This window comes from Bifidobacterium sp. ESL0763, from assembly GCF_029433395.1.
Taxonomy (GTDB): domain Bacteria; phylum Actinomycetota; class Actinomycetes; order Actinomycetales; family Bifidobacteriaceae; genus Bifidobacterium.
The window spans coordinates 404472-417545 of record NZ_JAQTHW010000002.1 but is presented as its reverse complement, the minus strand read 5'-3'; the positions used below and the strand labels follow the sequence as shown (position 1 = coordinate 417545).

13 protein-coding genes and 1 tRNA gene are annotated in these 13074 nt (G+C 61.6%); 4 read left to right on the top strand and 10 right to left on the bottom strand.

All coding sequences use genetic code 11. The features are described 5' to 3' along the window. Positions 1-64: 64 nt before the first annotated feature. Positions 65-721 (top strand): sugar O-acetyltransferase, encoded by a 657-nt coding sequence (locus PT282_RS02635; RefSeq protein WP_277168030.1) that lies wholly within the window; start codon positions 65-67, stop codon positions 719-721. A 178-nt stretch (positions 722-899) separates the two neighbouring features. Here the strand turns inward: PT282_RS02635 and prmC are convergent, their stop codons facing one another. From prmC to rpmE, 3 genes are all read right to left on the bottom strand, one after another. Further along, positions 900-1910 (bottom strand): peptide chain release factor N(5)-glutamine methyltransferase, encoded by a 1011-nt coding sequence (prmC, locus tag PT282_RS02630; protein ID WP_277168029.1) that lies wholly within the window; start codon positions 1908-1910, stop codon positions 900-902. A 109-nt stretch (positions 1911-2019) separates the two neighbouring features. Then, positions 2020-3108 (bottom strand): peptide chain release factor 1, encoded by a 1089-nt coding sequence (prfA, locus tag PT282_RS02625; protein WP_277168028.1) that lies wholly within the window; start codon positions 3106-3108, stop codon positions 2020-2022. Positions 3109-3249: 141 nt separating this feature from the next. Then, positions 3250-3462 (bottom strand): 50S ribosomal protein L31, encoded by a 213-nt coding sequence (rpmE, locus tag PT282_RS02620; RefSeq protein ID WP_277168027.1) that lies wholly within the window; start codon positions 3460-3462, stop codon positions 3250-3252. A gap of 306 nt (positions 3463-3768) precedes the next feature. Here rpmE and PT282_RS02615 point away from each other — a divergent pair, with 306 nt between their 5' ends. Beyond that, complete coding sequence (locus PT282_RS02615) at positions 3769-4008, top strand: hypothetical protein (RefSeq protein WP_277168026.1); 240 nt, start codon at positions 3769-3771, stop codon at positions 4006-4008. 29 nt (positions 4009-4037) lie between these two features. Here the strand turns inward: PT282_RS02615 and PT282_RS02610 are convergent. The 4 genes from PT282_RS02610 to PT282_RS02595 form a co-directional block, all read right to left on the bottom strand. Further along, positions 4038-4111: transfer RNA gene (locus PT282_RS02610), tRNA-Ile, on the bottom strand. A 206-nt stretch (positions 4112-4317) separates the two neighbouring features. Beyond that, positions 4318-5088 (bottom strand): ECF transporter S component, encoded by a 771-nt coding sequence (locus PT282_RS02605; protein ID WP_308201363.1) that lies wholly within the window; start codon positions 5086-5088, stop codon positions 4318-4320. 322 nt (positions 5089-5410) lie between these two features. After that, the gene (locus PT282_RS02600) at positions 5411-6046 is read right to left on the bottom strand and encodes a CE1759 family FMN reductase (protein WP_277168025.1); all 636 of its coding nucleotides are present in this window, start codon (positions 6044-6046) and stop codon (positions 5411-5413) included. Positions 6047-6258: 212 nt separating this feature from the next. Further along, complete coding sequence (locus PT282_RS02595; RefSeq protein ID WP_277168024.1) at positions 6259-6795, bottom strand: NADPH-dependent FMN reductase; 537 nt, start codon at positions 6793-6795, stop codon at positions 6259-6261. A 168-nt stretch (positions 6796-6963) separates the two neighbouring features. Between PT282_RS02595 and PT282_RS02590 the strand changes: the two genes are divergently transcribed. Next, positions 6964-8319 carry a hypothetical protein gene (locus PT282_RS02590; RefSeq protein WP_277168023.1) on the top strand — a complete coding sequence of 452 codons (1356 nt, stop codon included), beginning with the start codon at positions 6964-6966 and terminating at the stop codon, positions 8317-8319. Positions 8320-8478: 159 nt separating this feature from the next. Then, entirely contained in the window at positions 8479-9879 is a 1401-nt protein-coding gene (locus PT282_RS02585) for a CapA family protein (protein WP_277168022.1), read from the top strand. Positions 9880-10307: 428 nt separating this feature from the next. On the opposite strand, the gene PT282_RS02580 is transcribed toward PT282_RS02585, so the two are convergent. The 3 genes from PT282_RS02580 to PT282_RS02570 all read right to left on the bottom strand — a co-directional run bounded on the left by PT282_RS02580 (position 10308) and on the right by PT282_RS02570 (position 13041). Next, entirely contained in the window at positions 10308-10913 is a 606-nt protein-coding gene (locus PT282_RS02580; protein WP_277168021.1) for an NAD(P)H-dependent oxidoreductase, read from the bottom strand. A gap of 316 nt (positions 10914-11229) precedes the next feature. Next, a complete protein-coding gene (locus PT282_RS02575) occupies positions 11230-12180 on the bottom strand; it encodes a zinc-binding dehydrogenase (RefSeq protein ID WP_277168020.1) in 951 nt (316 codons plus the stop codon). A gap of 180 nt (positions 12181-12360) precedes the next feature. Continuing rightward, positions 12361-13041 carry a hypothetical protein gene (locus PT282_RS02570; protein WP_277168019.1) on the bottom strand — a complete coding sequence of 227 codons (681 nt, stop codon included), beginning with the start codon at positions 13039-13041 and terminating at the stop codon, positions 12361-12363. Positions 13042-13074 lie beyond the last annotated feature (33 nt).

Here is a 13074-nt window from a genome sequence, read left to right as displayed (position 1 = left end):
TCATTTTCGCGGAATCATACTAGATTGTAACGTGCCGCCATACACGCCAAGGAAAGGGAACGCCATGACCTCGCTGCCACCCGTCGAACTACGCCAGCCACGCCTCAGCGAAACCGAGGAGATGCTCGCGGGCCGGCTCTACAACACCGGCGACCCCGAGCTGGACGCCCAGCGCCACCGAGCCAGCGCCCTGTGCGAGCGCTTCAACGCCACGCCGCGCGACGACGCCGAGACGCGCAAGGCGATCCTCGACGAGCTGCTGCCCGGCCACGGCGAGGGGCTGGAGGTCGTGGGCAACATCGCCTTCGACTATGGCATCCACACCAAGATCGGCGACCGCGTGTTCATCAACTTCAATTTCACCGTGCTCGACGCCAACCAGGTGACCATCGGCGACGACGTGCTCTTCGGCCCGAACGTCTCGCTGCTGCCGCCGATGCACCCGTTGCGCTGGCAGGACCGCAACCAGCGGCGCGACAAGAATGGCAACCTGTACGACTACGAGTATTCGCGCCCCATCACCATCGGCAGGAACTGCTGGTTCGGCGGCAACGTCACCGTCATCGGCGGGGTGAGCATCGGCGAGGGATCGGTCATCGGCGCCGGCTCCGTGGTCGTCCATGACATCCCGGCGCATTGCGTGGCGGTGGGCAATCCGGCGCACGTCGTGCATGAGATCGACGAGAGCATGGCCGCCGCGAAACAGGACTACGCCCGCTGAGCCGCAAACCGGACAATGGCCAGTCGATAGTCGATACGGCCAGCCACCGCGACGCGAACGTCAAAACGACATATATATGCGACAAGCAACTATATGTGACAAGTAACCACAACGATCGCTCAATATGGCAATCACCTAAGCCTTCTGCACCCGGCGCAATTGCCCGATGCCGCAGCGCTCACCGCTTGATGGCGAACAGGTAGCGCGGCCGTCCGGTGAGGTCGTCGCCCGTCTTGGCGTCCCGGAATCCGTTGACCCGTGCGAAGTCCACCAGTCGCCCGCCTTGGGAGATGTCGTGCTCCATCACCAGCGCTCCCCCGCTTCTGAGCAGGCGGGCGGCGCGCAGGATCATCTGCTCGGGGATGAGCGCCCCGTCCGGCGAGCCGCCGTACAGCGCCATTTGCGGATCGTGGTCGCGCACTTCCGGCTGGGCTGGCACGTCGTCCTGCGGCACGTAGGGAGGGTTGGTCACCACCACGTCGATGGTGCCGTCGAGCTGCGAGAGCACCGTCATGTCGGTGGCGTCGGCGCGTTTGAGGTGATAGTTGTAGCCGGCCAGGGACTGCTTGCCGAAGATGCGGCGCATGTTGCGTTCGGCCCATTGGATCGCGGTTCGCGACCATTCCACGGCCCATACCTCGCTGCCGGAGATCTCGGTGACGATCGACAGACCGATGGCGCCGCTGCCCGCGCACAGGTCGACGACGCGGCACGGGCGGATCTTCTCGCGCATGATCCAGTCGATCGCGGCCTGCACCACCGTCTCGGTTTCGGGGCGGGGAATGAAGACGCCCGGACCGACCTCGAGGTCGAGATAGCGGAACGGGGCGTGCCCGACGATATATTGCAGCGGCTCGCGCTTGGCGCGCCTGGCCACCATCGCGTCGAAACGTTCGAGGGCATCGGCGGGACTGGCAGCGTTGCCCGAATCCTTGGTTTCGGTGGATTCATCGGTGGCATCAATGGCATTAGCGATATCGGCATCGCGAGCACCACTGGCAGGTCCGTCTTTCAGTGGCAGCGGCGAGCCCATGAGCATCGCCTTGTCGATGTCGCTCAGCGTCGCTCCGCAGGCCTCTGCCAGCAGCAGCTTTGCGTCATGCTCCGGGGTGTCGACGCCGGCCCGGCGCAGGCGGTCGGCCGCTTCCTTGATGATCTGCGAAACGTCCTGACCGACCTGTTGCGACATCGAATCCCCTTCTTCGCTCTCCTGGCATTGCCTCAACTCTACACAACCGTGGCGCACCTGCCACGCCGACGGCCACACCGACCGCTGACGGTCAGTGACCAGACCACACTTACTTGGAGCGCGAGAGGCGTTCCTGCTCGTCGGCCTGGATGTCGCTGTCGATGACGGCCTGCAGGTCGCCGTCGAGCACCTGGTCGAGGTTGTAGGCCTTGTAGTTGGTGCGGTGGTCGACGATGCGGTTCTCAGGGAAGTTGTAGGTGCGGATGCGCTCGGAACGGTCGAGCGAACGGACCTGGGAGTGACGCATGTCCGCCGCCTCCTCGGCCTCCTTCTCGTGCTTCATCGCCAAGAGGCGCGACTTCAGGACGCGCAGGGCGGCGGCGCGGTTCTGGATCTGCGACTTCTCGTCCTGCATGCTCACCACCACACCGGTGGGGATATGGGTCATGCGCACCGCGGAATACGTGGTGTTCACGGACTGGCCGCCGGGCCCGGAGCTCATGAAGATGTCGATCTTCAGGTCCTTGGGATCGATCTCGATCTCGTCGTCGTCCTCGTCCGCCTCGGGGAAGACGATGACGCCGGCCGCGGAGGTCTGGATGCGCCCCTGCGATTCGGTGACGGGGATGCGCTGCACGCGGTGCACGCCACCCTCGTACTTGAGCGACGCCCACACCCCGTCCTCCGGCGCCGGGTTGCCCTTGGCGCGGATGGCGACCTGCACGTCCTTGACGCCGCCGAGCTCGGTGCCGTTCTCGCTCTGGATGGTGACGCTCCAGCCGCGCTTCTCGGCGTAGCGGGTGTACATGCGCAGCAGGTCGCCGGCGAAGAGCGCGGCCTCCTCGCCGCCGGCGCCGGCCTTGATCTCCATGATGGTGTCGCGCACGTCGTCGGGGTCGCGCGGGATGAGCGCGTTGCGCAGCTTCTCCTCGGCGGGTGCCACGAGCGTCTCCAGCCGCTTGGCCTCCTCGGCGAAATCGTCGTCCTCCCCGGCCATCTCCTTGGCCGCCTCAGCGTCCTCGCGCGCCGAAAGCCAGGCTTGGTAGGCCTCGACGATGGTGCCGAGCTGCGCGTGGCGACGACCCAGCTTGCGCATGGCCTTGGGGTCGGAGGCGACCTCGGGCTGGCTCATCTGCCGCTCGATGTCCTGGTATTCCTCCACCGCGCTCTGCGCCGCCGGAAATTGCTCGTCCTGCATATAACGTCCTTTACTCGGCCCTGCCCGGTGCCCTGCCCCATCGCATGCCACCATGGCCCAAGCCATCGTCCCGTACCAATAAAAACGCCAGCCCAAGCCGGGTCAGGCGACCCAGGCCATAGGCTGGCGAACGAAGAAAAGCTACTTGCTCCTCTTGCCGTACCGCTTCTCGAAGCGCGCCACGCGACCACCGGTGTCGAGAATCTTCTGCTTGCCGGTGTAGAAGGGATGGCAATGCGAGCACACATCAACCGTCATGTGATCGCCCTTGGCGGTCGAACGGGTGACGAACGTGTTTCCACACGAGCAGGTGACCTGCACGGTGTGGTAATCGGGATGAATACCCTGCTTCATAATGTCTCCTAAGGAATTCAGGTGACCCGGGTCGCCTAGCCCCAATGACCAGACGTGAACCGGAACAGTGAAATTGTACCAGCGAGCGCTGACTTGGCTCGCCCAATGAAATCGGCGATACATCGATTCAGAAAAAACAGGCAAGCGCTCACAGCGTACAACCAATCGCGACGCCGAATCATCCCGGCTTCCTCTTTCGGCTGATTGATCGTGGCCAGTCTCCGTCGCTGTCCGCGCCACAGCTGTCTCGCCGCCGAGAATCTTGATATCGTTATCCTTATCAGCATCCAAGCAAAGGAGCCTTTGATGAGCGATATCCTGTGTTTTGAGGCACATGGCAAAACCCATACGCTATATCTGCCGAACCATGAACGCGCCACGGCGCTCGAGGCCGATATCATGGCCAATCCGACGGCCATATTCCCCGTGGAAATCGTCTACGGCAAAAAGACCTACACCATCTACATCAATCCCAAGGAATGGACCTATTGGCAATTCACGGAAATGAAAAGACGGTCCAATGCCAGCCAAACGCCTATATTCTGAAATGAATGTGCTTAGCCATAGTGAGTAAGTGGGGCCGCAGGGGCTTGAACCCTGGACCGACGGATTATGAGTCCGATGCTCTAACCGACTGAGCTACAGCCCCACGCTGGCCGAAGCCAACCACGCCAGTCTAACAAACGCTCTGCCCATCGACGCCGGCGATCAGCGCGTAGGTCAGCACTGTCACCGCAGCGTCTCAACACCACTGACCTACGCGCTTCGACGCTGCCGGCGCACGGCCCACACATCGCAACGCACTCAACTCAACCTTGCCATCACAGAGTCTCAGCAGTGTTTGCGTATAAAAAATCAGCGCTGACGGCGCACGGCCCTGCCCGAAGCGAACCGGTCGAGCGCGCCCGTCCTGGCGATGGCGAGATAGAGGAACCAGCTCATCACCCCGGCGATCAGCACGCCGCCGATGAGCTCGCAGACCATGTGGATGATGCCTCGCGGGCTGGCGAACGCCACGCCCTGGAAACGGAAGAGCAGCACGAAGACGCCGTATTCCAACGCGACCAACGCCCCCGACAGGGCGCTCAGCGCGAGGTTGAACTTTCGGTAGCGCAGGCAGGCGAAGGGGATCTCGGCGAAGATGCCCTGCAGGAGCGCGGAGACGAAGACGAAACCGACGGAATACTGGTTGCCGAAGAGCATCTCGGTAACGCTGCCGATGAGGTTGACGTAGACCGCGGCGCCGGGCTTGCGGATGATCAGGACCGCCAGGGGCCCCGAGAAGTACCAGAAGGCGTGCAGCAGGCTGGCGATGCCCGGCAGGATGGCGCCGAGCAGAGGCGAGAGCCAGGAGTAGGCGAAGTTGAATCCCCAGAACACCACGCCGCAGGCCACGCCCAGGGCCGCGCCGACGGCGATGTCCGCCGCGCGCCACCGCAGGCGTCCCGAGCGGATCCGCGGGCCGCCGGAACGTCCGGACGGCTGAGAAGAGGAAGAAGAAACGGTAGAAGATTGTCGCGATGGGACCCGGGCCTTGGAGGTCCGGGAAGAATTGTCGTCGGGTTTTCGTTGGTATTCGGGCATGGTCGGGCCTTTGGGTTCGGGACTGCGCACAGCTGGGGCCATCGACGCCCCTTGACCTGCGCAGCACGGGCGGAGACGCCACGCGCCACTCTAGCATCCGTGGGACGGCCGCCGCGCCAATCGGGCTATCGCTGCGGTTTATGGCATGTTGCAACAGCACGCAGAGAGGTCGAATGGAAGACCGCAATAACGGATATCAGGCCTGTCCCATGCGTCCGTATGCCCGCACATGCTCACCCCAGCGTAGCCACACGCAAAACGTATCCATTCACTCGCGCGCCCATGCTCCGGATACGACGATGGGCCGGAACCGAAGTCCCAGCCCATCGCTCGATCGTTCAATAACGCTGCCAGTGGCGACGCATCACCACTTCATGGCGCTTTTCTGCTCCTCGCACACCTGCTGGCGCACGCCGGAGAGCATCAGCGCTCCGAGCTCGCTGGCGGCGCGGGCCTCGCGGTTGTTGAGCTCCGGGGTGTCGAAGTCCTCCTTGGTGGCCATGAGGCTGGTGGCGGCCGGCACGGCGCGGAAGAACGCGAAGAGCCCACGCATCACCACGTCGGGCACAAGCGCGTGGCGATCGGAACCGCCGGTGGCGGCGAGCACGACGGGCATGTTGAAGATGGCATCCTGCTCCACCACGTCCCAGAATTCCTTGAACAGGCCGGAATACGAGGCCTTGTAGATCGGCGAGGCCGCGATGAGACCATCGCTTTCGGACACGGACCTGATGACCGCCTTGAGCTTCTCGGAGGGCCGGAACGTCACCGACGCGTCCGCGATGTCCTCGGCGTAGTCCTTGAGCGTCACCGTGTTGACGGTGACCTCCTTGCCGTGCCTGGCCATGTATTCCGTTGTCTTCTGCGCAATCTCCTCCGCCAGGCGAAGCGTGCTGGAAGGATCGGAGATGCCTGCGTTGACCACGGTGAGATGGTACTGCCTGATGCCCGTCTCCGCCTTGGCCGCCAATGCCACGATGTCCGTCTCTTCAAGAGCCAATGTATTCCCCTTCCGCGGAATCGAAACCCACCAACGCCACCGCCCGACCTCATCGGGCCGTGGTCGTCCGTAGTGCCGGATATCAAACGTATGTCTACTGTTAATTTATCACTTTTCCCGCCCGGCACCCCAAAAGGAAGCCGTATTGGCGGGAAAACGTGACTGCATTCACATAATGTAACGCAATCTGCGTCAATGTGATGCGCTTGGAACTACTTGTTCGCCTCGACGTGCTTGGCGAAGGCGTCCGCGAAGCCCTTGAGTAAGTCCTTGGAGCCTTCGACGACCTTGCCGTCCTCGTCCAGGGCGGCCGCGGCGTTGAAGTAGACCTCGGGCTGGCCCATGAGCTTCATGTCGAGGAAGAGGGCCACGTTGCGCAGGGCCTGCTGGGCCTGGGTGGCGCCGAGCGCGCCCATGGAGGCGCCGATGATCGCGGCGGACTTGCCGGCGAAGGAGCTCTGGCCCCACGGACGGGAGGCCCAGTCGATGGCGTTCTTGATGACGCCGGAGAAGCTGCGGTTGTACTCGGGGGTGACGAGCAGCACGCCGTCATCGGCCTCGACGGTCTTCTTCATGTCGACGACCTTCTGCGGCAGGGCGCCGTCGAGGTCCTGGTTGTAGAGGGGCAGGTCCATGTCGATGTAGTCGAACTCGAAGCCTTCGGGCATGAGGGCCTCGATGTTCTTGGCTAGGCTCATGTTGAAGGAATCCTTGCGGAGCGATCCGACGAAAACTGCGATCCTGGTCATAATGTGTTCTCCTAGTTGTTGCTTGCTTGCTGTTTGCTTCGGATGGCCGCCGTTTGGCTGTGCCGACGTCCGTCCGGTACGTGCGTGCGTTCACGGCCCGTTCATTGGTTTGCGGGGCTGTTCTCGCTGACAATTGCCATATTAAGCAACGTAAGACGGTCTGTCTTATTGAGCTGGCAGAGTAGCGGGAATAAAAACGAGGGACGGTTCCGAAATGACTCGTTGCGACTGTTTTTATCGCTTTCGATTACCTCGATGCCAATGATGACAACGCTTTTGAGCCGTTCACCTCGTCGGGTTACGCTTGAGGGAACGGAACGGTTTCCCACCAGAAAGACACCCGAAATGGTCACCATGCGCATCATCTGCCCTATTTTCTGGGTACAAAACGCCTTTCAGACCTATGTGGACAAATCTCACATTCATGCGCCTCACATTGGCGGTCCTTCCGATGATTCTTCCGACGATCCCTCCGACAAAGCCCGCCGCGAAGGCCTCGTCACGCCTCTTGGCAAGACCTGGGACTTCAATCACGACAACGGTTTGGCGCCTTCCCGCGACCTTGACGACGGCGACCCGGTCTGGATCACGCCGAACCTACTCATCGCCCTCAACGCGTTCAGGGCCGCCGGAAACGAGGAGCCGATCGCGCTCGAGGCACCGTCGAACGGTTGGATGGGCAGGCTTCCGGCGGATCTGCTCGGCCGCGCAAGCATGACCACCAGCGTGGCCGACATTCTGACCTGGACGCATATACCGGCTGGATTGGGAGCGGAACCTTGGTCGCAGCTCGACCAGGGCCGCGTGCCGGAATTCCGGGCGGCCAGGCGCGACCTGGCCACGCTGCGCCACGACCTCGCGGGAGCTCCGGCGGATTCGGCTATCACCGTCAGCGCCCATATCCCCGGCATCATCGAGGAATGGTGCGTCATCGTCCATGACGGCGAGGCGGTGGCATCGTGCGGCTACTGCGTGCACCTCGACGCCGACGACGGCCACGGCATCGCCACGATCTTCGACGGGGCCACGTTCCACGAGGAATATAAAGGTCTGGTGGAACGGACGGCGGAGCGGGCGGCACGGCTTGGTGGGCTGGGCAATGCCAGCGTCATCGTCGGGTTCGTCCCGGCTGCCGCCAAAAACGAATGCACACCACGGCATTCGCACGGAATATCAGCCAGCCCCACAAACGCAACCGCAAACGGACCAGCAGCCAAGCTTGCGAACGAACCGGCAAGTGAATTTGCCGGCAAAGCCACAGATCGGCCCTCCGACAATCGCGCCGGCGAACCCGCCGCCTACGTCATCGAGGCCGATCCGGTGTGGTGCACGACTCCCTACCCCTTCGACTCCGACGCTGAAATCCAGGGTTTCCTCGAGGCCATCGCCGATTCGCGCCTGGCCCGAGACGCCGACGGCACCTACCGTCATCCTGACGGACGGCCCGCTGCCGCCGCGAACGTCTACTCCCCCGACCCGTGGATGCTTCGACTGAACCATCGCCGCTACCTCGGATTCCGGTAGACGCGTCGCCCGCCGCAACCGAATGGCATGGATTCCGCCCGACACCGTCTCCCCATATGACTATCCGGCATGGCCGAAGCACGAATCGCTTAATATGGAGTGACAACGACGTCAGAGATACAGAGACATCAGAGACGAGAGACGAGAAGGAAGCGCACGATGAGGCACCAGCCACGACACGACATGAAGCATGCGGCACACCATTCCGCCCATGCCCGAGCAGATGCCCCCGGCGTCTCCGCGCGGCTGGTGACGGCCTCCAGCATCGTCCTGCTCGCCCTCGCGGTGGCATGCGTGGCCCTGTTCCTCGGCTTCTCGAACCACGATTCGGCATTCGGCGTGCGCAGTGGCGAGACTAACGAGGCCACCGCGATCAACAGGAAGGCCACGCCCAAGCCGGTGACCGTGCACCATGGCAACTCCCCGGACTGCCCCGACAGCGACTGCATCGCCCTGTTCGTCAACGGCGACCTGCTCTTCCACGAGGGGCTCTGGGAGCACTTCCAGAACAATCCGAGCGCGACCGACGGCACGGCCTTCAACTTCGACCCGCTGTTCGCCAACATGAAGCCCTACATCCAGCATTCCGACATCGCGGTCTGCGAGTTCGAGACGCCCGTGGCGCAGCGCGGCGGCCCCTACACGGCCTACCCGGTCTTCAACATCCCGCCCGAGGTGGTCGACGCGGCGCAGCACGTGGGCTACAACGCCTGCACCCACGGCACGAACCACTCGTGGGACCAGGGCGCCGCGGGCATCGACCGGCTGTGGGACGACCTCGACCAGGCCGGCATCGCGCAGACCGGATCCTACAAGACCGAGGCCGATTCGATGAAGCCGCTGGTCATCGACTCCCCCACCGGCGGCGGCAAGATGGGGCTGGTGACCGGAACCGTGTCGCTCAACGCCATGACGCCCGACTACGACTGGCGTGTGGACCGGCTGCGCGAGGACGGCGACCCGCACCACGACTCCGACATCCAGCGGGCGGTGACCAAGGCGCACGAGGCCCGCAAGCAGGGCGCGGACGTGGTGGCGATCGCGATGCACTCGCTGCAGGAATACCTGACGAAAGCCGACTCATGGCAGGTCTCGGAGGCGCACGAGCTCGCGGATACCGGGGCCTTCGACGTCATCTACGGCGCCGGATGCCACTGCGCGCAGCCGATCGAGTACTATCACAATACGTGGATCGTCTACGGGCTGGGCAACGCGGTGACCGTCACTTCCTACATTCCGGGCAACGAGGTCAACAACCAGGGCGTGAGCGCGCGCATCCAGTTCGCCGGCAAGCGTGGCAAGCCCGGCACCTGGCGGGTCAGCCGCATCGACTGGGTGCCCACCGCCAACATGCAGCAGGGCCAGTACCGATGGTGCCCGATCGCGAACGACCATCCCGACGGCACCTGTTGGGACCAGGCCACCGACGCGAAGCAGGAGCAACGTATCAACAATGTCATCTACTCGATGGGCGCCGACAGCAACGTCGTGCACGAGTGGCGCCTGACCGACGAGCAGCAGCAACCGCAGAAGCCGCAAAAACCACAGCAGAAGCGGTAGCGATTGAGGTCGCGACGTGGCTTGGACAGGCCATGAAAACGACCGCTGTGGTTTCGGTGGCATTGCAAAACCGCAGCGGTGGCAACGGCAGCCGTGTTTTCCGGCGGCGCGGCGAACTGCGGCGGGTGCAGGCCGTGGCCACTACGGCACCCAAAGAGACGGTATCCACGCACAACAAGCGATACGCAACATCACTGTTGGAATAGTGACAGTTATGGCATCATGACGTCGTTTTTCCAACAACAGTGTTGGGAAAAGACCAAGTAAACCCGCTGGCTGTCAATATTTTCACGTTATCCGAAAAATATTGACAGCCAGAGCCGTGTATTGGCACTTTTTACGTGTTATCGCCAAATTACGCTCATCTGCAGCACAGAACCAGTGAGGCAGCAACGCTGCCAACTATCCAAAATGCGCCAGCGGCATGCCTATGCCAGCGAGGCGCCGAGCTCCTTGATGCGCTCGATGTGCATGGACGCGGCCTCGCGCGCCTCGGGCGAGTCGTTGCCCATCTCGAGGTTGTCGACGTAGACCAGCTCGGCGTCGTCCACGCCGCAATAATGGTGGAACATGTAGTAGATGACCTGCTGGCGGATCGCGAAATCGATGCCGGAGTCGCGGTACCACTTCTCGGAGCTTCCGGTGAGCATAATGACGCGGAACTTCTTGTCGGCGATGGCGGACTTGGTGTGGTCCGGATTATAGCCGAAGTGGCGGCAGAGCACGCGCTCGGTGAAGCCCTTCATCATCGCGGGCATCTGGCACCAGTAGACCGGGAAGACGAGCGCGATGACGTCGGCGTCGACGATCTTCTTCTGGAGGGCGGCCGCATCATCGGGCATCGGGGCCTCGCCCAGGTACTGCTGGCGGTCGGCCATGCGATAGGTCGGGTCGAAGCCGATGGTGTGCAGGTCGACGAAGTCGGTGCCCGCCGCCGGATCCTTGGCCTTCGCGCCCTCGAGGAACGCCTTGCCGATGGTTTGCGTGAGTGATTCCGGATCGGGATTCGCGGTGAATGCTAGGAAGTTGGTCATGCTCCCATTGTAGAGGCCGCCCGCCAACAACGCCGACAATCGCCAAGTGCCGTCGGTTACGCGCTGCATTTGTTGCACTATATGCTACTAATGAAGCATCGACTCCTTCGGCAGGATAAAAATACGCTCACTCAATACTTCATTTGTTGCACTCCACCTAGATGGTAGATTCCCATTTCATACTCAGCTTTGTATCAAAAGCACAAAGCCGCCGGCTGCATTGACCGACGGCTTGGGAGCCGGACATTGACTACCCGGCTTTATTGTTTATCGACTCCGACAGAGTCTGGAATCTATAGAGTTGCGGATCGACCCATCACTCGTAGACGGCGACGAGGCGACCGCGGACGTCACCGGCCTGCAGCTTCTTCAAGCCCTCGGGGATCTCGTCGAAAGCGATCTTGGTGGTGACCGGGTCGAGGTCGCCGGATTCCATGAGCCTGTAGACGCCGGCGATGTCGTCCTTCGTGCCGCCGTTGGAGCCGAGCAGGTTGACCTGGCTCATAATCAGCGCCTTGGTGTCGATGGTGCTTTCGAGCCGGCCCATGCCCACGAGCACGACGGTGCCGTGCGTCTTGCACGCCTCGACCGCCTGGGCCGTGGTGGTACCGAAGCCCGCGAAATCGATGACCTTGTCGAACCTGACGCCCTCAGCCACGAACTCATCAATAGACTTCTTCACGTCGATGGCGCCCAAATCTTTGGCCATCGGCCACGCGGACTCCTTGACCTCGGCGACGTAGAGGTTCGCGCCGAGCAGATGGGCCACGCGGGCGCCGATCTGGCCGAGCCCGCCGACGCCGATGACGCAGACGTCCTCGCCCTTCCTGACGGCCGCGCGCGTGGCGACGGCGTGGTACGAGGTCATGCCCGCATCCGTGGCCGCGGCGCCCTTGACGAAATCGACCGCATCGGGAATCGGCACCAGAGCCTGCGCCCCGATCGCGATCTTCTCGCCATAGCCGCCGTCGAAGCCACCGCCGGGAGTGCCGGCCGAGGTGGTCGGGCAGATCGCGACGCGGTCGCCGACCTTGAAGCCTTCGACGCCCTCGCCGACCTCGCTGATGACGCCCGCGTCCTCATGGCCGAGCGTGAACGGCACGGTATGGCCCTTCATCCAACCCGGATCGGTGAGGAACCCGACGTCGGTGTGGCACAGCCCGACCGCCTTCGTGTCGACGATGACCTCGCCGGCCTTGGCACGCGGCTCCGGCACCTCCTCCAGTTTCAGCGGCTTGTTGGTCCCGTAAAATCTCCATGCCTTCATGGCTGTTGCCTCCTTTGGCTTATGTTGTTGAGTGCTCATTGATTACGGGCACCATCTTAGTCTGCAGCTCCACTGAGAATCACTAGCTATCGTCCGCTCATACTGGCATACTGATTGCCAACAGTGGCCCTCAAGCCTACTCACAGTGCTCAAATCGAGAGTCCGTTTTAACAAAGTGTGTCATTGACTTATACGCGGACGGATACCAGATGAAATCTTCCTAGCCCAATTAGCCAATTCTTTGGGGTTATCATATAACCAACCATGTGCAGCAGCCCACTGAGCCATTCTTTTGGGAGGAAGTTCGTACCCAGTATCATGGAGTTGCAGTAGTTGCCGAACTGTAATATCTTTTTCAAAGCTCGCACTAGCAATAGAGTTGTTGAGATTGATAGTTACCGTAATATCCTCGAGCCTTTTGATAACTTCGGGATCCAGTTCAGGTTCTTTCTCAAAAAAAGGAAATCTGCGAGTTTTATCAGGTTTGAAAGAATGAACAACTTTGGCACCAACTTCTTTCACCCAGGTATCAAGATCGTCGCTCCATTGTACGACTGCGAGAGCTGTGATTCCGTTGGCACCCATAATCCATGCAATCTCATTAGAATTTGGATACATAGCAAGCACGGGGCCATCAGCACAATAGAAACCGCCACGTAACGTCACAACATTAATGGCTGGTTCCTTTGAAAGACAGACAAGAAACTGATTACTTCTAAGCATCTGTTTTTGGGGTATCCAAAGCGTTAAAGTTTGTCCTTGCTCGAGATGACCAACAACCCAAGTGAGTGCAGCTTTACAACCTTCTTTACTGTGATCAGCAATAGCACATGGATAATCGACTGGACATTCACTCCTCATATTTTTCTCCTCTTGATCATCGATAAGGAAGCT